Annotated in this window: 23 protein-coding genes, 2 tRNA genes and 3 pseudogenes; 1 reads left to right on the top strand and 27 read right to left on the bottom strand. The window is 44.5% G+C overall.

Translation table 11 applies throughout. The features are described 5' to 3' along the window. Positions 1 to 688 precede the first annotated feature (688 nt). Entirely contained in the window at positions 689 to 886 is a 198-nt protein-coding gene (locus ACOTXL_RS00480) for a hypothetical protein (protein WP_000348576.1), read from the top strand. 820 nt (positions 887 to 1,706) lie between these two features. Here ACOTXL_RS00480 and ACOTXL_RS00475 read toward each other — a convergent pair. The 27 genes and pseudogenes from ACOTXL_RS00475 to ACOTXL_RS00345 all read right to left on the bottom strand — a co-directional run bounded on the left by ACOTXL_RS00475 (position 1,707) and on the right by ACOTXL_RS00345 (position 17,552). Continuing rightward, on the bottom strand, positions 1,707 to 2,288 hold the full coding sequence (locus tag ACOTXL_RS00475) for a tail fiber assembly protein (RefSeq protein ID WP_045350647.1): 582 nt from the start codon (positions 2,286 to 2,288) through the stop codon (positions 1,707 to 1,709). Next, positions 2,288 to 3,310, bottom strand: a pseudogene (locus tag ACOTXL_RS00470) (tail fiber protein); the annotation flags it as partial. The pseudogene ACOTXL_RS00470 and the gene ACOTXL_RS00475, both read right to left, overlap by 1 nt. Next, positions 3,301 to 3,828: pseudogene (locus ACOTXL_RS00465) on the bottom strand (phage terminase large subunit family protein); the annotation flags it as partial. The pseudogenes ACOTXL_RS00465 and ACOTXL_RS00470, both read right to left, overlap by 10 nt. A gap of 8 nt (positions 3,829 to 3,836) precedes the next feature. Beyond that, positions 3,837 to 4,364 (bottom strand): DUF1441 family protein, encoded by a 528-nt coding sequence (locus ACOTXL_RS00460; RefSeq protein WP_001389340.1) that lies wholly within the window; start codon positions 4,362 to 4,364, stop codon positions 3,837 to 3,839. Positions 4,365 to 4,926: 562 nt separating this feature from the next. Then, entirely contained in the window at positions 4,927 to 5,133 is a 207-nt protein-coding gene (locus tag ACOTXL_RS00455; protein ID WP_000548593.1) for a hypothetical protein, read from the bottom strand. A gap of 295 nt (positions 5,134 to 5,428) precedes the next feature. Then, entirely contained in the window at positions 5,429 to 5,602 is a 174-nt protein-coding gene (locus ACOTXL_RS00450; protein ID WP_001019207.1) for a GnsA/GnsB family addiction module toxin, read from the bottom strand. A 172-nt stretch (positions 5,603 to 5,774) separates the two neighbouring features. Next, the gene (gene ynfN / locus ACOTXL_RS00445) at positions 5,775 to 6,005 is read right to left on the bottom strand and encodes a protein YnfN (protein ID WP_000720960.1); all 231 of its coding nucleotides are present in this window, start codon (positions 6,003 to 6,005) and stop codon (positions 5,775 to 5,777) included. Positions 6,006 to 6,036: 31 nt separating this feature from the next. Further along, a pseudogene (locus ACOTXL_RS00440) lies at positions 6,037 to 6,075 on the bottom strand (hypothetical protein). A 2-nt stretch (positions 6,076 to 6,077) separates the two neighbouring features. Then, complete coding sequence (locus ACOTXL_RS00435; RefSeq protein ID WP_071526745.1) at positions 6,078 to 6,266, bottom strand: cold-shock protein; 189 nt, start codon at positions 6,264 to 6,266, stop codon at positions 6,078 to 6,080. A 10-nt stretch (positions 6,267 to 6,276) separates the two neighbouring features. Beyond that, entirely contained in the window at positions 6,277 to 6,489 is a 213-nt protein-coding gene (gene cspI / locus ACOTXL_RS00430; RefSeq protein ID WP_000066495.1) for a cold shock protein CspI, read from the bottom strand. A gap of 363 nt (positions 6,490 to 6,852) precedes the next feature. Further along, a complete protein-coding gene (locus ACOTXL_RS00425; RefSeq protein ID WP_001071775.1) occupies positions 6,853 to 7,350 on the bottom strand; it encodes a DUF2514 domain-containing protein in 498 nt (165 codons plus the stop codon). Further along, positions 7,347 to 7,880 carry a lysozyme gene (locus ACOTXL_RS00420; RefSeq protein WP_001092966.1) on the bottom strand — a complete coding sequence of 178 codons (534 nt, stop codon included), beginning with the start codon at positions 7,878 to 7,880 and terminating at the stop codon, positions 7,347 to 7,349. The genes ACOTXL_RS00425 and ACOTXL_RS00420 overlap by 4 nt, the downstream gene beginning before the upstream one ends. Beyond that, entirely contained in the window at positions 7,877 to 8,188 is a 312-nt protein-coding gene (locus ACOTXL_RS00415; protein ID WP_000189918.1) for a DUF1327 domain-containing protein, read from the bottom strand. The genes ACOTXL_RS00420 and ACOTXL_RS00415 overlap by 4 nt, the downstream gene beginning before the upstream one ends. 4 nt (positions 8,189 to 8,192) lie before the next feature. Continuing rightward, positions 8,193 to 8,408 (bottom strand): phage lysis protein EssD, encoded by a 216-nt coding sequence (essD, locus tag ACOTXL_RS00410; RefSeq protein ID WP_000839562.1) that lies wholly within the window; start codon positions 8,406 to 8,408, stop codon positions 8,193 to 8,195. Positions 8,409 to 8,659: 251 nt separating this feature from the next. Next, the gene (locus tag ACOTXL_RS00405) at positions 8,660 to 9,034 is read right to left on the bottom strand and encodes a cell envelope integrity TolA C-terminal domain-containing protein (protein ID WP_001348108.1); all 375 of its coding nucleotides are present in this window, start codon (positions 9,032 to 9,034) and stop codon (positions 8,660 to 8,662) included. Between the two features lie 171 nt (positions 9,035 to 9,205). Beyond that, positions 9,206 to 9,634: a cell envelope integrity protein TolA gene (gene tolA, locus ACOTXL_RS00400; protein WP_000506933.1), complete on the bottom strand. Its 429-nt coding sequence runs from the start codon at positions 9,632 to 9,634 to the stop codon at positions 9,206 to 9,208. A 366-nt stretch (positions 9,635 to 10,000) separates the two neighbouring features. Beyond that, positions 10,001 to 10,087: a DUF3927 family protein gene (locus tag ACOTXL_RS00395; protein WP_000114359.1), complete on the bottom strand. Its 87-nt coding sequence runs from the start codon at positions 10,085 to 10,087 to the stop codon at positions 10,001 to 10,003. Positions 10,088 to 10,631: 544 nt separating this feature from the next. Then, a tRNA-Arg gene (locus tag ACOTXL_RS00390) sits at positions 10,632 to 10,708 on the bottom strand. A 100-nt stretch (positions 10,709 to 10,808) separates the two neighbouring features. After that, positions 10,809 to 10,884 (bottom strand) — tRNA-Ile (locus tag ACOTXL_RS00385). A 143-nt stretch (positions 10,885 to 11,027) separates the two neighbouring features. After that, positions 11,028 to 11,849: an antitermination protein gene (locus ACOTXL_RS00380; RefSeq protein WP_045350650.1), complete on the bottom strand. Its 822-nt coding sequence runs from the start codon at positions 11,847 to 11,849 to the stop codon at positions 11,028 to 11,030. Continuing rightward, entirely contained in the window at positions 11,846 to 12,220 is a 375-nt protein-coding gene (locus ACOTXL_RS00375; RefSeq protein ID WP_021536265.1) for a RusA family crossover junction endodeoxyribonuclease, read from the bottom strand. Before ACOTXL_RS00375 ends, ACOTXL_RS00380 begins: the two co-directional genes overlap by 4 nt. A 12-nt stretch (positions 12,221 to 12,232) precedes the next feature. Then, positions 12,233 to 13,282 (bottom strand): DUF968 domain-containing protein, encoded by a 1,050-nt coding sequence (locus ACOTXL_RS00370; protein ID WP_001265033.1) that lies wholly within the window; start codon positions 13,280 to 13,282, stop codon positions 12,233 to 12,235. A 1-nt stretch (position 13,283) separates the two neighbouring features. Further along, positions 13,284 to 13,562, bottom strand: coding sequence for a hypothetical protein (locus ACOTXL_RS00365; protein WP_086532009.1), 279 nt, complete (start codon positions 13,560 to 13,562; stop codon positions 13,284 to 13,286). A gap of 458 nt (positions 13,563 to 14,020) precedes the next feature. Continuing rightward, a complete protein-coding gene (gene hokD / locus ACOTXL_RS00360) occupies positions 14,021 to 14,176 on the bottom strand; it encodes a type I toxin-antitoxin system toxin HokD (RefSeq protein WP_000813256.1) in 156 nt (51 codons plus the stop codon). Positions 14,177 to 14,762: 586 nt separating this feature from the next. Further along, positions 14,763 to 15,788 (bottom strand): DUF5677 domain-containing protein, encoded by a 1,026-nt coding sequence (locus tag ACOTXL_RS00355; RefSeq protein WP_000379313.1) that lies wholly within the window; start codon positions 15,786 to 15,788, stop codon positions 14,763 to 14,765. A gap of 227 nt (positions 15,789 to 16,015) precedes the next feature. Next, positions 16,016 to 16,441 (bottom strand): DUF977 family protein, encoded by a 426-nt coding sequence (locus ACOTXL_RS00350; RefSeq protein WP_001151208.1) that lies wholly within the window; start codon positions 16,439 to 16,441, stop codon positions 16,016 to 16,018. Positions 16,442 to 16,481: 40 nt separating this feature from the next. After that, on the bottom strand, positions 16,482 to 17,552 hold the full coding sequence (locus ACOTXL_RS00345; protein ID WP_021536266.1) for a hypothetical protein: 1,071 nt from the start codon (positions 17,550 to 17,552) through the stop codon (positions 16,482 to 16,484). Positions 17,553 to 17,576 lie beyond the last annotated feature (24 nt).

The following is a 17,576-nucleotide window of genomic DNA, read 5'->3' as shown; positions in this document are numbered from 1 at the left end:
GGTTTCCTTGGCGCTTTCTAGGTTTTTTCAGATAGTTACATTTTTTCAAAAGCATCCTGAGTTCGATCTTACTATCTATCTGTGGCCTATTTCTGTCCCATATATGCCCCAAAAAACACCCCAACAGATAAGCAGTCTTTTCATGGTGTTACGCGTAAAAACAATAACGGCTTGAAATTATTAAATACACTCTCGAAAGTGCATCAGCCAACCGCAGATCGTTATTGCATACAACGTTTCTGCGGCATATCACGAAACGATTACTTAATGACTGGGACTTCAGACCACTCAATATCCGGTACAATTATGTATCAACGCAGTTTAACAACACCCTATATTTAATCCAGAGTGCGAGCAACGTTGTCCCTTTCTCTTTTGCACTCTTAAAATATACGATTACTTAAGTGAAGATGCTTGACGAATCGCCAAATAAAACATCTTCATCAGCATAAAAATCCATATATGATTGAAAATTTAGTCATTAATACCATTCATATCTGAATACTAACCTAATACGCTTACTAACCGTGAGAAATCTTTTTTTTCGACTTAATCACTCGAAATAAACTTTCACTCAATTGAAAACAATTAGCTACAATTATCATTGCAATATCAAATCAAACATATCAACTTGCATAAATTCTCATGGGATACAGCATCAGTTGTGCCAAACACATAAGGAATTGAAATGGACGGAGAAAGCTTTAACTTTGATGACAATGATATTGAATTTATTGCTTCAATGTATGCATCATGTAAATTATCAGGAAGTATCGCCCCCATAATGCATATAATGGTTAGCATTCCAAAAAATAAGAAAAAACAATTCTACGAACGAGTTGAGCATTATTGTAGTTTATATTCCAATAAAAACCCACCTTCTTAAATTCGCTGCATTCTAGTGGATTCCATTAAGAAAACAATGACATACACTCAAACACATCTTTTTTATCAACAGTGAATTTCAGTTCGGCCAGTTTTTACCAGCTATTATAAAAATAGCACCCATATAAAGTTTTTACCCCACAGGTACAGCTGGCCATTCGATAACCGCACTAAGGAAGTGCCAACACAACATCAGCAAGACCCGATATTCCTTCCATGCCGCCAGCAACGATGTTAAGGTTAAATTAATTATAAAAAAATATATTATAATTCCATCTTCGCATTAAATTTTAACCTTTAATCTCCACACGGAACAAGTTGCATAGGTGACTATATTAAGAAAACTTATAACCACCAAAAAGATTTGCTTTGCAAGCAAAAACAGTGACCATTGACTCTAAGAAAATTCCGATCTATTGTTAGTGTCATCAAAGTTACTTAACAGTATTCCGAAATGAAAATACAAAGCAAGCTAATTGTCTTATTAAACATTATCATTGCATTTATATTATTTGAGCTTTTAGCTCAAAAATTTGGTTTGAGTACATTATTTTAAAGCAAGATAAACAATATCGGGCACTCTAGTTTTTATAATTAACAATTAAACGCCCATAAAATGTTATTTACTTTTCTTCGCTATTGTCATATCTTAATATAGTGGCTTACGCCACTCTACTTTCATCATATTTTGTACGTTTATGTACTCGCCATGAAGCTCTTTCATGGCGATTTTTTATTCTTAATCCAAGAACATACTCCCTACCTATAGAAAAATCACTTTTTGAACAAAAGAATAACGTATTTAGGTAATCATTACGAATTTACCCTATAAGTGCTACTGGCCATTCAATATCCGGTGCAGTTGTTGTATTAACACGGTTCAGCAACACCCGATATTTTTTCCAGGCTTCCAGCAATGAGGTTTCTTCCTCCGTTGCGATCTCCAGATCTACAGCATCCTGAAGTGGCGCTATATGCTCACTGGCTACCTGCATCAGGCTGTTTTTTGTTTCTTCCGCCTCCCGGATCCGGAACAGTTTTTCTGCTTCCGTATCCTTCACCCAGGCTGTGCCGTTCCACTTCTGATATTCTCCTTCCGGCGATAACCAGGTGACATTTTCCGGTAACGAGCCAAGTTCAGAAATAAATAACGCGTCGCCGGAAGCCACGTCATAGACGGTTTTTCCCCGATGATCTTCAACGAGATGCCACGATGCCTCATCACTGTTGAAAACAGCCACAAAGCCAGCCGGAATATCTGGCGGTGCAATATCGGTACTGTTTGCTGGCAGACCTGTATGAGGCGGAATATATGCGTCACCTTCACCAATAAATTCATTAGTTCCGGCCAGCAGATTATAAATTTTTATGGTCCGTGGTTGTTCACTCATTCTGAATGCCATTATGCAAGCCTCACAATATAGTTAAATGCGATGTTTTTGACGGTGTTTTCCGCGTTACCAGCAGCGTTAACGGTGATGGTGTGTCCATGTGAACCAATCGCAACGGAGTGCGTGTGTGCACCAATACCGACAGTATGTGCGTGTGCACCTGCAGATGCTGCTGTGCCGGACAGTGAGTGGCTATGGTTACCATCTGTACTGGTATTAGCTAACGCCCCCGTAGACATACCTACTGAGCCTTGTACACCCCAGGTATTTTGACCTGAGCTTGTATAACCATATTGATAAGTATCTTTAAAAACACTGGGGTTAAATCGACGGCCATCTCTATGGCTGTGATTACCAGCTGCATTCGTGCTGCCACTTAAACTATGGGTATGCGCACCAGTGTTATTCGTGGATTTAGTGCCGTAATCAAACGACGATGTGGTTTTCGTCCCCAAATCAGTACTGGATGCGCTGGCGCTGTGGGTATGCGATTTTATGCCGTCCTGTTCCTGAGACAATACGGCACGACCACTGGCGGGCTTGCCCTTAATCGTCCAGCCACGCATATCAGGGATCACGCCTGACGGATAAGCGGCTGCAAGTTTCGGGTAGGCAGATTTGTCAAAAGTCTGCCCCTGCATCAGGGCATAACCAGACGGAACGGTATCTGATGGCCACGGGATTGGTGCGCCGACTGGGTAGCTTTCTGGTGGAAGATTTTTCGAGGTATAAACTTCTGCCCAGTCTTCCTCAAAACCATAACCGTCTCTTGAAGAACGGTAGAACAGACCACCATTTCTGTAATGCGCCTTCATCTGCAAGGTCCGGCAACTTCCGACTCCGGTATAGAAGTTAACCAGAATATAGCTGTCGCCAGAGCGGGTGACATTATAAGCGCCTGATTCGGCATTCCAGGGAACGCCACCATCCGCATCGGCATATGTATCCGTTGCCCTTCTGGCAAAAGCAGCCACATGCGCGGCGGTTAAAGTAATATCTTTGGAACCATCAAACTCAACACCAGAAAACGGTCGTAATCGGTTAAGGCGACAAACCGGTAATCCGACGACGACATAATGTTGACCGAGGGCCAACCAATTTTAAGGAACGAGCCATCCCTGAACGTCTTATCATGGACATTATTGTCGTTACGACGTGGACTCATTCTTTTCTTTACCGCCGCACTGCTTCTGAACGTTCTGTCGAGGCGCTTTTTAGAATGCTCGCGGGCCTTATCTTCGGTCATCTGCACAACGAGCATGTCCGAAGGATCGCAAACGATGGTATAGACAATCCATCCATCGATCAGACCAATGGTCTTCCCTGTTCGCGCAGGACCAACAAAAATCACCGCATCGTATTCACGCGATGCCAGGCAGTTCATGGGCTCAATGATGTAGGGTGTCAGTTCAGGATCCCATGGCACCGAGTTACCAGCCCCCTTGGGAACACGCATGAATTTTTTAACAGCCTCCGAAATCGGCATGCGACGTGGTGGGGAAAATCCTGCCGATATGTCCCTTCCCAAATTTCGGGCTGATGAAAAACCCATTATTCCTCCTAGAGACTCTCTCCTTCCTCATCAGGAATTAATTCAGCAGCACAAGCCTCGTAGGATTTTTCCTGAAGAGTGTATCGCAGGTCATCAATGGCCTGCTGTACAACGCCGACGGCCTGAGGAGTCAGGGCGCAATCGCGTTCAAGAACATCCGGAATTGTCTCCAGAACCTGGACGACAGCCTTTCTCATGGACGAATAGACGATGACTACTTCATCAACTGGGATGAGTTTTCGCTGCTCCTTTTCCAGCTTGATCCTTTCATTTTCAGACTGGTACCAGTCCTTTCTCTCTTTCGGCTCCATACGGGATGGATCATGAACAGAGTCTGCTGCCTCATGCTTCACACTAAACAGGGCGGGCCCGACATGCTGCAGGGCGTAAACGGGGTTCCCCCTGACAGTCGCAGCCACAGGAGTGTTGGCCGCGAGGAGCCGTTTTTTTACTGTGTCCCGGTGAAGCCCAAAGGCCTCGGCGATTTTAAAAACACTCCAGTAATAAGCATCACCGATCCCGCTCACATTTGACATAAGCAACTCCATCTGGCAGGTGAAAATCAGGTTTATTTATATATTTCAATTAATTGCAAACTAGTCTAATGACAGGGAGAAAAAAATATTGTACAGCTGAAGAGAGAAATAACTTTTAATTATCAATAAATTACCAAACATGCTGCCGCCGCCATGGAAATGCAAAAACTAGCCTTTTTCCGCGACGCTCCCGCCCCGTGGCAGGGACCCCCACTGGGAGGACCCGACAGCCTGACAACCGTGACGAGCATCTGAAACAGAGCTTTACATAATGGCATGGGGATAATTCAGAAGGACATCACAGCATGCCCACACAAATTAGTGTGAGTGTCCTGTTTCTTACTACGCGCAGGACTGACGAGCATGAGGGGAAAATACGCGAACCGAAATGCCTTATCTTCAGAAATGCAGCCGGCATCCGAACTGGACGATATTGTAAATTCACCTAAATACGAGGCATTGCTGTAGTTGAATTGCAGTACTGTATTAGCCTTACAGTGACAGAATACGATATTGACTCTGTCACTTGTGAAATGGTCAGAATGGTTAGCAGTTATGGTGATCAGTCAACCACCAGGGAATAATCCTTCGTATTCTTATCGTGCTTTACTAACGCGGCCTCAATTGCCCTGAATGCTTCCAGAGATACTTGATGTTCTATACATGCAATTACAACATCCGGGTAACCCATCGAAATGGTGCTATTAAGCATAGTTTTTACACGAACCTGCTCCTGGGAGGGGGCATCAGTGTATTGATCTTTATGCATTTTGTCGCTCCATTCGTTTGCACTTCACTTGCGGCTAAAAATATAACGTCAAATCACTCAGCATGAAAGAGTGAAAGTTTCAGCGCGTTTCCCTTACATAATCTGTCGTTTGTATTCTCTTCAGGCATACCGGAAAGACTAGGTATTGTCACACAACCAATACCATCGACAATCGAGATTTATATCTATTCGGTAATGTTTAAATATAACAAAACCCCGTAAAAACGAGGTTTATGGGTAATTTGTATTGTTGAATAGCATCTGATGAGAAATTGATGCTAATACTATAAACATGCTAGATTAAATCAATCTTGATATCATAGCTTTCAAGACCAGTCATTTTTTCCCGTGCAGTAAACTGGATACTGGTAACTTCTTTCCCGGTCTTTTTCTTAAGCTCAATGATTTTTTTTGTTATATATTCAGAAATATCTGCTTCTGTTTTTGTTTTTAACTCTTCAATGTTCATCATTTCCTCTTTTAGTCTGTTATGACTGTCCTGGTACACAGTAGTGTCAATTATATGGAGCAAACGTATAAAAGATAAGATGAAACATCGCAATAATCAACATACGACGGTCTAAATTTCACACAAACAGATAAAGATGATTATCATTTATTATCAATGCATTAGAATCAAATCAATTCAAGAGTCTCATTGCTGCTTCCAGAATTTCTTCTGAAGTTACATGTCGATCCGCTGCTACATAAATGACTTTATGATCTCCGGTCAGAGATGGAAACCCTGCAGCCATTACAGTGAGGTGTGTTGTTTCGCCATTTGGATATTCACGCATGATGGTGTTAACTCCGGTCATCACTGGCACTACCATTGCTGGTTCAGAGTTAAAAAAAACTATTATTTTTTTCATAATGTTACCGTAATATGTGAGTATCCATCGACTAGACACTAAGCAAAAAAGCTCCCGAAGGAGCCTTCATTTTCACTTTCTTAAATCTAACGACAGATGGCTAACATTTAAGTATTGTGAAATATTATCAAATGTAATCATCATTGATTTACAAAAGATACATTTTGCCCCGAAAGGATTTCTGTCAGAAACATCAAAAGATGATGTTCTATACTGAGAACCATGGCAACACGGGCATCTAAAGTGAATATGGTTTGTAATATTTTCTACCTCAAAGTGCCACTACATGAACAGCTGCAGGGCCTTTAGGTCCGTTCTCAATACCAAATTCGACTTCCTGATTCTCAGTTAACGTTTTGAAATCGTTGCTCTGAATAGCTGAGAAATGCACAAACACATCTTTGCTACCATCTTTCGGCGTGATGAAACCAAAACCTTTTTCAGGGTTAAACCATTTCACTAAACCAGTCATTTTGTTAGACATCATTATTACCTTTTGAAGAAGTTAGCCCTTGGGCAGAATGGTCCGAAAAAAAATATCAGAGAGAAAAACCAACAAGGAAATCTCAAGAGGTACAAATAATAAAATTATAACAATGACTGCTTCAGATAATTTTGTAACAAACCAGAACACCATTAACGCATGATTAACCAACCATAGCAAGGATTACTTTTGTAAAGAAAAACACACGAATGAAACAATAGCTTTATTTATTAATAAAACGTGTCATTCTGTCTAATGACCTTTTATCTTACCCTTAAGATTTCAAGGATTTTGACTCATGGAAAAGTCCTTTTTATTTAAATTTCACATTCAGCGCTAAAAATAATCCGATTTAATATTAATCTACATCTGATATTTTTTATCTCTTAAAGATTCATAAATCCGTTGACAAGTCACTCCTGCGATGTAGCGTTTGTCAGCAATTTCAGCATAAAGCTGAGCTTCTGCTGCAATATCTCCGAGCATGTTGGTGAGCATTCCTTCGGCGGCTTTGGTTGTTTTGCCTCTGACGGCAGCGGCAAGATTTGCGGTATGCTGCGCTGCGTCAAGGCGTATGGCATATTTTGTTGCTTCGGCACGCAGCTGGTTAACACTATCAGACAGATCAGCAGCCCTGGCAGAAATTTCAGCGGCTTTCTGTTGTGCATCTTTAACAGCCTCATCACGGGATATACTTCGCCCCTGTTCAATTATTCGAGCAGCAAATTGGACATTTACCTCTTGAGATAATTCGGCAGCATCACGCTCCGCCCATTTTTTTTGCCATCCTCTGTCGCACCAGACATTACCTACGACAAATCCTACCAACACGAGCAAAATCACCGTGAATATCTGATTCACTGTTCTATCCCCCAGCAGGTTAATGCACTCTCCTGGTCACGACGAATAACCTGACCGTAACAATTATTTGAACGAATGCGGCAATCACGTCCACCGTCCTTTATCCACCAGCGAATCGCCTCGCATGCGCCTTTACGATCACCGGCATTAAGCCGCTTATAAAACGTCGACGGAAAACACTTACCAGGGCCAATGTTATAGGGACAGAATGACGCGATACCGGCTTTCTGTGGCTCGGTCAGTGGAACTTTTATATTGCGCTCCACCCATGCCAGCGCCTTATCACGCTCAATGGCGTTGACCTGGTCGCATTTTTCCTTCGACAGTTTCATATTGGGAAAAACGTTTTTTCCATCCACCACTGTGGCACCCCGACAGATGGTCCATATGCCAGAACCATCGCGGTATGCCATTGTGTGGTTACCTTCTTTTTCGTCCAGAAACTGGTCAAGTATCTGAGGAGCAGATGCGCCAGCACCAATCAGCGCCAGAACGGCAGCCGACAGGCCGTATCTGATTTTTGTGTTCATAGATATTTATGATGAGGACGCTCGTGCTTATTGGCAGGATTTTCAATCTTAAAGGAGTACTGATGCTGCAGATAAGACTCAACTTTTTCTGACAATTTTTCTGCTACTTCCAGGAAGACTTGCCGGACGCTCATTCTGGCTGCTGCCTCATAAAACTCCAGCGCAGCTCCTTCAACACGGTCCATGGCGACATCCAGGCCAAAAATTTCACCGTCAAAGCGTTCTTTGTCCTGTAAGGCTACAGTTACCGTAACTTTATTCTCAAAATTACGGACTCCTTTCACAACCAGTTCATAGTCTTGAGTCATTGGATTACTCTCCTCTCGCAGCCTTACGCCTGTCTTCTTTAATCTTGAAATAAAGATTTGTCAGGTACGTCAGCAGGCCAAATACCAGGCTACCCAGCACACCTATTGCTGCCCACTGTGAGGGCGTGACTTTATCGAGCAGCTGTAAAAACCAGTAGCCAGCACTGCCTGCGGAGGTGCCGTAGGCAATGCCTGTTGAAATTTTGTCCATGGATTTCATAGCCTCACCTCCGCACGGAACGGATGGCATAGTTATTATGTGTAGGCTTCCAGACACATCAATCAGAGCCTTAATTGATATATATGCTGGAGACGATGCAATATAAAAAGCTCGCCGTAGCGAGCTAATAAAATGTATTTCTCTGATATTATGTTTATTTGTATTAGCTCAGACTTGACATCACAGGTTTCGTATATAGAACATCATCAAATCTGTCAGTTTGCTATGAATGAGATATAGTATTTGAAGAGCTAACCTCGCATGTCAAAGCCAGATTTCTGAAAATCTCTGTAGACTTCCGGATTGTTGAAGGCCGGAAATTTGGCTTTATGAGCTGCGGACTTTATCGCTTCGCAATAGGCTTTATCACCGTTACTGGTAGATATTTTTAACGCCGTGCCATCCTGAGAGAATTCCATATGCAACCTGCATTTTTTCCCTTTCCAGTTATGCGGCTCATCAAGTTTGGCATTAATTGCAGCTCTGATTCCCCGCGCTTGCGCCCCCCATTCATCCTGATCATCCCAGCGTCCTGAACTGCAACTACCTGTAGCAGTAGTTTTGTGGCAATCTGAAGGGTGTAAAGGTGTGCATCCCGCAACAAAACCGACCCAAAAAGTCAACATAACGATTTTCTTTAATCCCACTTCTTGCTCCTCAATCCATTAAAATCTCAGCAATAGTAGTTGTTACGTCCGCCACTGGCTCAGAGCTGACTATCCGCTAAATTTAGCTCAGTGCCGTAGTTGTGTCAGAACAAACCTAAGCCGAAACCGTTTATTACAAAACAATAAATATCAGGGTTTAAAATCCAGCACCCCATTTTGAAATACTTTATATACTTCCGGCGAAGGGGGGGCAGGTATATCAGCATTCTTTATCGCATTCATCGCTTCACGACATAAATCGAGGTCTCCACTTTCTCTTTTAACCTCCAGTAGAAGGCCATTCGGGGCCATATGCATTCTCAGTGTACACTCTTTTCCTGAATACTTACTCGCATCCCCGAACTGTTTTTCGATGGCGCTCTTGATTTGATGGGCATACAGACGGATATCCTCACTAACATCAGAAGTACGTTCAGATGAACTCACATACTGTGTCTCTATTGCTTTATCGGAGTAATATGATGTACGGTCATGATAATTTGTCGATACAGCATCACTGCACCCGATAATAATCCCACTAATAATCAACGTAAGAATTGATGCGCTACGAAAACCCATTTTTCCTCACATATGTCATATAGTAAAGGATTATATATACCGTTGTTTTGGACGCTCAAACAGCGAATCAGATCAAATAAAACGCACATTTGTTAACATTTACACAAAGTCTGCGTGGGATATTCTGAAAGAATATCCATAATGTGGAGAGAATCTATTGAAGTGCATGGTGCCGGGTGCCTCCCGGTGAATTCAGTACCAGCACCTGAATCCGCGATTATCCCATATACCTACTCGCTGATTGCCCCTCCGCACAGGGGGATTCACCATGCCAGTTTCTTTTAACAAACTCCCCGCAAACCAGAGAACAGTCAACCGCCTGAATTGTGAAGTATTTAAAAATTTCTCCCGCTAACTGATACCCGGCTAACAGTCTGGCGTTTTCTTTTTCAGCAACGGGAAAGCAACAACCACCACACCCGCCACCAGCACACCGTCAGCCAGCACTGACATTATCCGGCTGCTGCAATGCCATTCACAAAAACAGTAAGCAATCACTTTTTACCGTAACAGGTGATAATCCAGATATGTATCTACCCCAGATGAGTAATCCGAAGTTCATCCATACCACAGGTCCTGGCTATTCTGTTGTACTCCTGAACAAGAGCAAATAATTCTGAATTAGCAACCATGAACTCATCGCAAACCCTCTGTATAGCATCACTATTCAGAATAATAACGTCTCTTCCCGAAAGACGATCAGGAGCACAGAACAAAACTGTCAAACGGCTGAAGGCCTTTGCTCGTGCTGCATTGACTATATCAATACGCTGCCTAAGGATGAAACACCCCGACGCCTCATCAATATTCACTCTACCCACACCATATGAATGATAAATATTTAATGCTGAAAAAACCATTAGACCGTATAACAAACACTCAATCAATACTTAACAGAACTTTTATTTTTGACAAACATATTATGTTTTCAACAATATCCTGAGCCAGGTATATTCCAGTATAAGGCTCTGCCGGAAGGAATCTGGAAGAATGAATATGGCGCGCTGTACTGGATTCGAACCAGTGACCGATTGCTTAGAAGGCAATTGCTCTGTCCGGCTGAGCTAACAACGCTGAATACCGATAATGGACCGCCATCGGGGACCCGCCCCCGCACCAACAACCCTGTTATCGTGTCGTCTGCTCTTCCTGATAAGCTAATGGCGGTTTGTGATGGTGGCCCTTGCTGGATTTGAACCAGCGACCTGGCGATTATGAGTCGCTCGCTCTCACCACTGAGCTAAAGGGCCGGGAGCAGAATAATAACGGTCCGTAATTAATTCCGCAATAAAAAACCCGCTCGGCGGCGGGTTGTAGAAACTCTTCTAACGTCAGGCATAAAAAGCCCATCATTATGACGAATTTACCACAGATTCCGGAAAAATCAACCTTGTTACCTAGTTACCTTTTTTAACTGCCGCTCAGCCCATGCTTCTTCAATATCAAACCGGGTCACCAGCGCATCATAGAATTTCTTAACTGTTTTTTCCCATGACGCGCGTGTTATCTGGTTTGTCACCTCGCATATAGCATTAAATGCCTCCGTTGATGGTAGTCTTTCATAGCCACGACCACCACAACGCTGGCAGTCTCTGATAACAGGCATACCACGTTTTACCGACTCTTCACGGTGAATGGCGACACCACGCCCACGGCAATCCTTACAGGCGGTGGAAACCTCACCCTTTCCGCCACACTCCGGACAGGCAACTTTTACCACCTCCCTGACTTTTTTCCATTCTTCCCAGTAAGACGGATACACACCTTTCGTACACTTTGCCCATACCGGCGGCTTACCATCCGGATACTGGACCTTGTTTGTAAAAACTACGCTTTCAATAAATTTTTCCCCATCGCAACAAGGGCACTGCTTTTTACTCGCTGCGCTGCGGGCATAATCCTCAAAAGCGTACGAAGCCATAATGCGCATCACTACCGGTTTTATTTCTGCCGGAAGTTTTCTCAACGCCGCCACACGATCGCACCGACTGAGTGCATAATCTGCCAGTAATTCTGTTGCCCGCGCCCTGTCATTCATACTGATGCCCATTTTCCCCAGGAACGCAGAAAACCCCATCTCAGCCCGATTCTGTGTCATGCCCTGCGCGGCCATCACATCAGTGATACTCAGCGCATCTTTTGACGTTGAAGCCGATGCATCGGTCAGGCAAGGGGATTTTAGGGAGTAGTATTTCGGTAAATCTTCCAGTTTCATTTTTTGACCTGCTCTTCATGCATTATGGGGTAAATCTTCACCCCCATACGTCCACCAGATACTGGCTGACCACGAACGATATTGATTTCATCAAACTGCTCATCGTCCATTAACACTCCCGCATGCGTCAGCGCATCCAGCGGTGCTTTCAGGATATTGTCCAGGTCGCGACGACGCTTATCCGGTGGCTCTGCAATCACCTTTATCGCCAGCCTTCCGGACAGGCTTAATTTCAGCCGCTGCTGGCGAACAATAAGCGCCACAGCCCGGTGATAACGCTTTCCCTCCTCCGAGATAAAATATGTGCTGCCACGGCGTCGCCAGTAAGTGTTCACCGTCGGCGGGTAAGGTAAAACCAAATCTATGAGCATCAGTCACCTCTTTTACCCAAGCACGCCAGTTGCAAAGGCGTGATCAAGAAAACGAAAAATTAAATCAACCTGAGAACCATGCTTTTCTTCGAACGCCAGCGGATCCGCATGAAGCTCGTTGTGATGCTCCCGACACAGCGGTAGCGTGAAAATATCGTGAGATTTTGTCCCCATTCCGCCCTGACCATGACCAATCAGGTGATGGGGATCGTCGGCTGGCTTACCACAACACGCACACGGCTGTGTCTTCACCCAGCGTGTGTATTTCTCGTTAACCCAGCGGCGACGTTTAGGTCGTTTCATAAAAGATTCCGGAGACTCAGGATCAACGGCAATGCTGACCACCGTCTTTTCCTGTGGTGGGTTCTGTTGCTGGTGGGCGTGAGGCAGCGGCGCAAGATTTTTTGTGCGCTGTTTCAGTATGCTGGTGGCGGTCTGCTCTCCCGGTACGATGTCGCTTTCACGGTACATTGAGCGGATTTTTTCCGCACGCAACCCCAGCGAACGACGTAATACCGCTTCCGGTAGCGCGTCCGCCACCTGATTGCGGACCGCCCACCAGGATAATTCAGCCAGAGATAATTCACGCTCCTGCGTACCGCTTATTGCGTGACCGATGACGTCAATCATCCATGCTGACAGGTTTTGATGAGCAAGTTGCTCAAGTGATTCGGATGTCTGGTCACGCAGCTGGTTGTCGCAGTGCCAGCACAACACCATTGCGCCGGTACCATAACGGTGAATGACGGTTTCGCTGTGATGATAATCGCCGTGTGGCCACTGGCAGGATTTAATATGGCGCAACAGCCAGTCAGACAATGCACCAGCACCACCAGCAGCACGAATCACCCGTGCGTTACTGAAAAACGGCAGCAATGTTTTGTCTTCCACCAGCGGCTGGCGAGCGGCAGGAACGACCCCGGACGGCAGATTACGCATGCTTTTCGGTTCCGGCTCCACCAGTAACCGGGTATTGTGGAATACCGGCATGGATTCACGGCCCGGCTTAACGATCACCAGCCCGAGTTCCGGTACCAGAACAGGTCGAAGTAATACCCGCACGTTACCTCCAGATGCGTTGCTGGAATGTGTGGGACGGACGCGGTGGGCGTTCGGAGTAAGGCAATCTGACTGAGATTATCCAGTGACGGTAGTCGAGGCTAAGGGCTTTTTTAACCTCGTATCCGCGCCTGCGGTAACACTGAATTATCCATTCAGCCTGCTCTTCAGTGCATGGTGGATGCTGGAACCAGTCCGATTTGAATGCATGAAAACGCCGTCCGCACCTGCAGGCAAAGACGGCAGAATCATCAGAATTGTGTAATTTGGTATCGTGCGCCATCGGTTGTCTCTGCTGGCGCAGCAGGTGCCAGTTGTTCAGGCTGGCGTATAAAGTATAAATAAACTGGTTCCAGTGTAAAGCCCCTACATTAATGGAATAAAAGTCAAACAACAGATTGTTGGGATAAACACAACGCTTATTATTAAAAGCGATTAGATAAATTAAATTTTAATGTTATGCAATTTTACCAGATCACCATAACATCTCTTTTGAAACCACCGAAACAACAACCATATCAATATTGATTATGTTAAAGTGAGTAAATATGGAAAACAACAAATCTGCACATTACGCTCCTTTTTTATCTGTGATACTTTTTGTTTTATGCTGTGTGTGGGCATTATTTTTATAAAAATATTTACAGATAAAATAAACCCGCCGAAGCGGGTTAAGTGCGGGTGCATTGAGGATGCCTGACACATCAGAGGTGGCGAGGGATTTCTCCCTCGCCAAGTCTCTTACTCCTCAGGTTCGTAGACTGTGAAGACAGCGACCTCCGTCTGGCCGGTTCGGATTCGTACCTCGCAGAGGTCTTTCCTCGTTACCAGTGCCGTCACTATGACGGTTAAACAGATGACGATCAGGGCGATTAACATCGCCTTTTGCTGCTTCATAGCCTGCTTCTCCTTGCCTTTCGGCACGTAAGAGGCTAACCTAGATTTGCCGTTCATAGATTGAGCCTCAGATTAATGTTAAGCGTCTTGCAGGACGCGTAATGTTAACTGGGGCTTTTCTCTATCTGCCTTTGGTGTTCATGCCTGAGACAGATAGCCTCAAGCACCCGCAGCCATTCTACTTAACTCCCGTCACCTGGCCAATATAAAATCAATCAGAAAGGCGATCCATAAGAACAACAGCAAGACAATAAATTGCCATTACAGCTGCAATAGCCAGCGCACATTTGAGAACCAGCACGACAACCTCCTGTATTGGACGTACACCAGTCCTGATAAATATGAGGCTCTCTCATCATTGATGAGATACAACTATTGGGTATAGTTTCTGTGATTTTGTTCTGTAGAAATGGAACACAACAACCAGTAACCACCAGCGATTCTTTAAATACGCCAAATCCGACGCAAGCTAACCTTCTAGTCCGCTTTGGGCGAAGACCGGACGTTCGATAGGTGTGAACTAGTAACTTTAAAAACATTTAATTACCAGTAAAAAAACAAGAATATACTATCACTTTTCCAATTTTTAATTACCCTTATCAATTTTAAGAAATACATTTCCAATCTCATCAGAATAATCCTGTATTATTTTTGAAATGACGGCATGATCAATGGTTGGTTTTAAGAATAAAAGTGTCACAGTAATCTGCATCAAACTAATAGCAGTAGCATGGGCTGGATCAGCCATTCCTGAATCACTTTGCCCGACCAATAATATATCATCACCAGTTTCACAGAGACCAAGCCTATTTCTCATTGCCTTGGAACCGGTGTGTACATTCTGACTCGCCCACTTATAATAAGGGCGCATGTGTTCTAACTGAACATCTTTCTCAATAGCTCCAAACCCCACTTTATTATGGTTAGGGAAAATATAAGATGCCCACCCATAATTATCTGCATATTTTTTGCCGTATTTTTTTATTAATAGATCAAATTGAACTTTACACTCAGCTATTTCTTCAATAGTTGGACCTTTTGCTTCTAACCGGTGCTCGTACTTTTTGTGTTCCAACATTCCAGTATATGAATCAACCACTTCATGGTAGTAAAAGCGCTCAGCACACTCTTTTCCATGCTTTGCTATAAACATAGCTGTGGCTGCTACCTCATGAAGTGCTCGCCATCTCGCTTGGGCAGCATCTGCAAATCCATTCTTTAAGAGACACAAAATTTCGTTGGCGATGTGGCAAGCTCTTGCGTGATGCCGAACGACTAAATCAAAAACCACATCCTCTTCAGAGGCAGCTTGTGGTCTATAAGAACGATTGAACTCTTCACCGGACTCCGTGCATATCACTATAAGTGTTTCGAGCAAATCAAAAGCCTCTGCCCATCTTGAAATATTTCTCTCAACAAATTCATCACAAAGAGAACGATGTTCTCTAAGCATTGCATTGGCCGAGCCAATAAGAGATTTTTTAACGACAATGGCTATTTTAGGAATTAGGTTATTAATTTCTTTTTCGATATCAGCGTCACCAGATAAATCAAGTCTCTCTTTTAAAAGGCTGTCTATGTGCTCAAGCAAAATATTATGAAAAGTATCCATGTCATATCTCAATAAGTTTTAAATCCATGTGGCACACCCATAATATAAAAATAAACAGCATGCCAGTCTAAGTCTGGCTATTTGTATATCATATCACCTGAAACATTGACAGATGTAACCCACCAAAATATTATCAATGACCACTCTTGGCACAAAGCGAACAACCACGCTAGCTCTACCTTGTGCCATGAAAATGTCAATGCATATCTGAACTAATGCCCTTTAATCTAGTAACGTCTAAAATACCTAACATTTCCCTGATAAAATGCCATAATGCGCTGCATAACTTCGCTCTTCCGGCACTCGCGACAGATTATGTTTAGACAACTATCGTAGCGACGTATTTCTCCGTCAGGTAATGACCAGATAAGGTCCGGATCAACCGCAGATGGTTTCTTCAGCTTTGCCCTTGAGAGCTTTTTACGGGCATTTTGCCAGTCCTTACGCGCCTGTTCAGACGGGAATAACCCGTAACCAGAGTTGTATACATCGCCACTGGCAACCAGCTCTCTGGCCAGAACGCTCATCAGATATCTTGTTGCCCCAGTTTTAGTTTCCAGTTGTCGTAACGTCTCGCGCCCACTCTGGCGTACGAGTTCAACAACCTGCCCTTTAATTTTTTCCCGCTCTTCTTGTGTAAAAACTTTTGCCACAAGCCCTCCTGAAAATTACCTCATGACCAGAAATTAACACTTACCCCCTGAAGCCCGGCGGAATTTCGTTATCCGGTTCAGAAATATGATTCACACAACGCTGGTTGTTCGTGCCGCTTACCGGGAGCAACCAGGGGTTCTCAAAATTCCGGTCCGGTCCAAAAAACGTCGTCGCTCGCTGAACAAATTCCGTTCCCGTTTTCCCGGTAGCCGCCAAGTATCTTGCGTAACGCCTCACGCCATCCAGCATGGCCTCTGGTGGCACCCCCTCGCGTAATCTGGCCTTCCAGGCACTGAAAGCGGATTTCTTCGGGTTTGCTCCGGCACGCAACGGGTACTCCCGCCAGACCTGTTCGAACACATCCGGATAATCCACTCGTCCCACAGACAGCCCGGTGTTTTCCGGGACTACCCGATCGGCTTCCCGCTGAATGGCGGAATCGGCTTCAGGCTGCTGCAGTTGGTGTGATTGTTCCGGCCTTTGGGTCATCACCTGCTGCACAGCGCCCGAATCGGCTTTCAGCGCATACGCTGAATCGGCTTCCGGTGTCGTGCCTGCTGGCTGACCAGGATTGACGGTCTGAACATCCCCTGCCTGGTTCGTGGCGTTTTTTACGCCATGGACCATAGTGTTTTGATCTTCTTGATCTGTATCTTTATCTGTATCTTTATATGTCGTGACTCGTCGTGACATGTGCGTGACATTTCGTGATGCGCCGTGACAATCGCCATTTTGTTCCCGCTTTCTTTCCCTCTCTCGCTGCGCCCTCTTGCGCTCTGCAGGAGATTTTGCGGTTTGCGAAATATTGCCGTTGTCCTCTTTAAGCACCTGGCGTTTTTCCCATCCAGTGATTAAATCACCATCAAGTACCCGCCCCTGCATCGTCTGCAAAATTGAATCAATTACCTCTTCTGTCACGTCGAGCGCACTTGCCAAATCTTCTGTCGTGACATCAATGTGACCTCGCGTGACATTTCGTGACGCGCTCACCAGGAGGTGGATATACACTGCCATCACTGTTGCAATTGGCTGCCCTGACACCCTGGCAATTGTTCGCCACTTAGGGTCATTTGGCATGTCATGCCATAATCTGAGCCAGGCGTTAGCCATACTCACCTCTTCTGATACCGAATC

It is taken from the genome of Enterobacter cloacae complex sp. IR5402, from assembly GCF_049238125.1.
GTDB lineage: Bacteria > Pseudomonadota > Gammaproteobacteria > Enterobacterales > Enterobacteriaceae > Enterobacter > Enterobacter hormaechei_C.
Note: the sequence above shows the minus strand (reverse complement) of the source record. Positions and strands in the feature narration are given on the sequence as shown.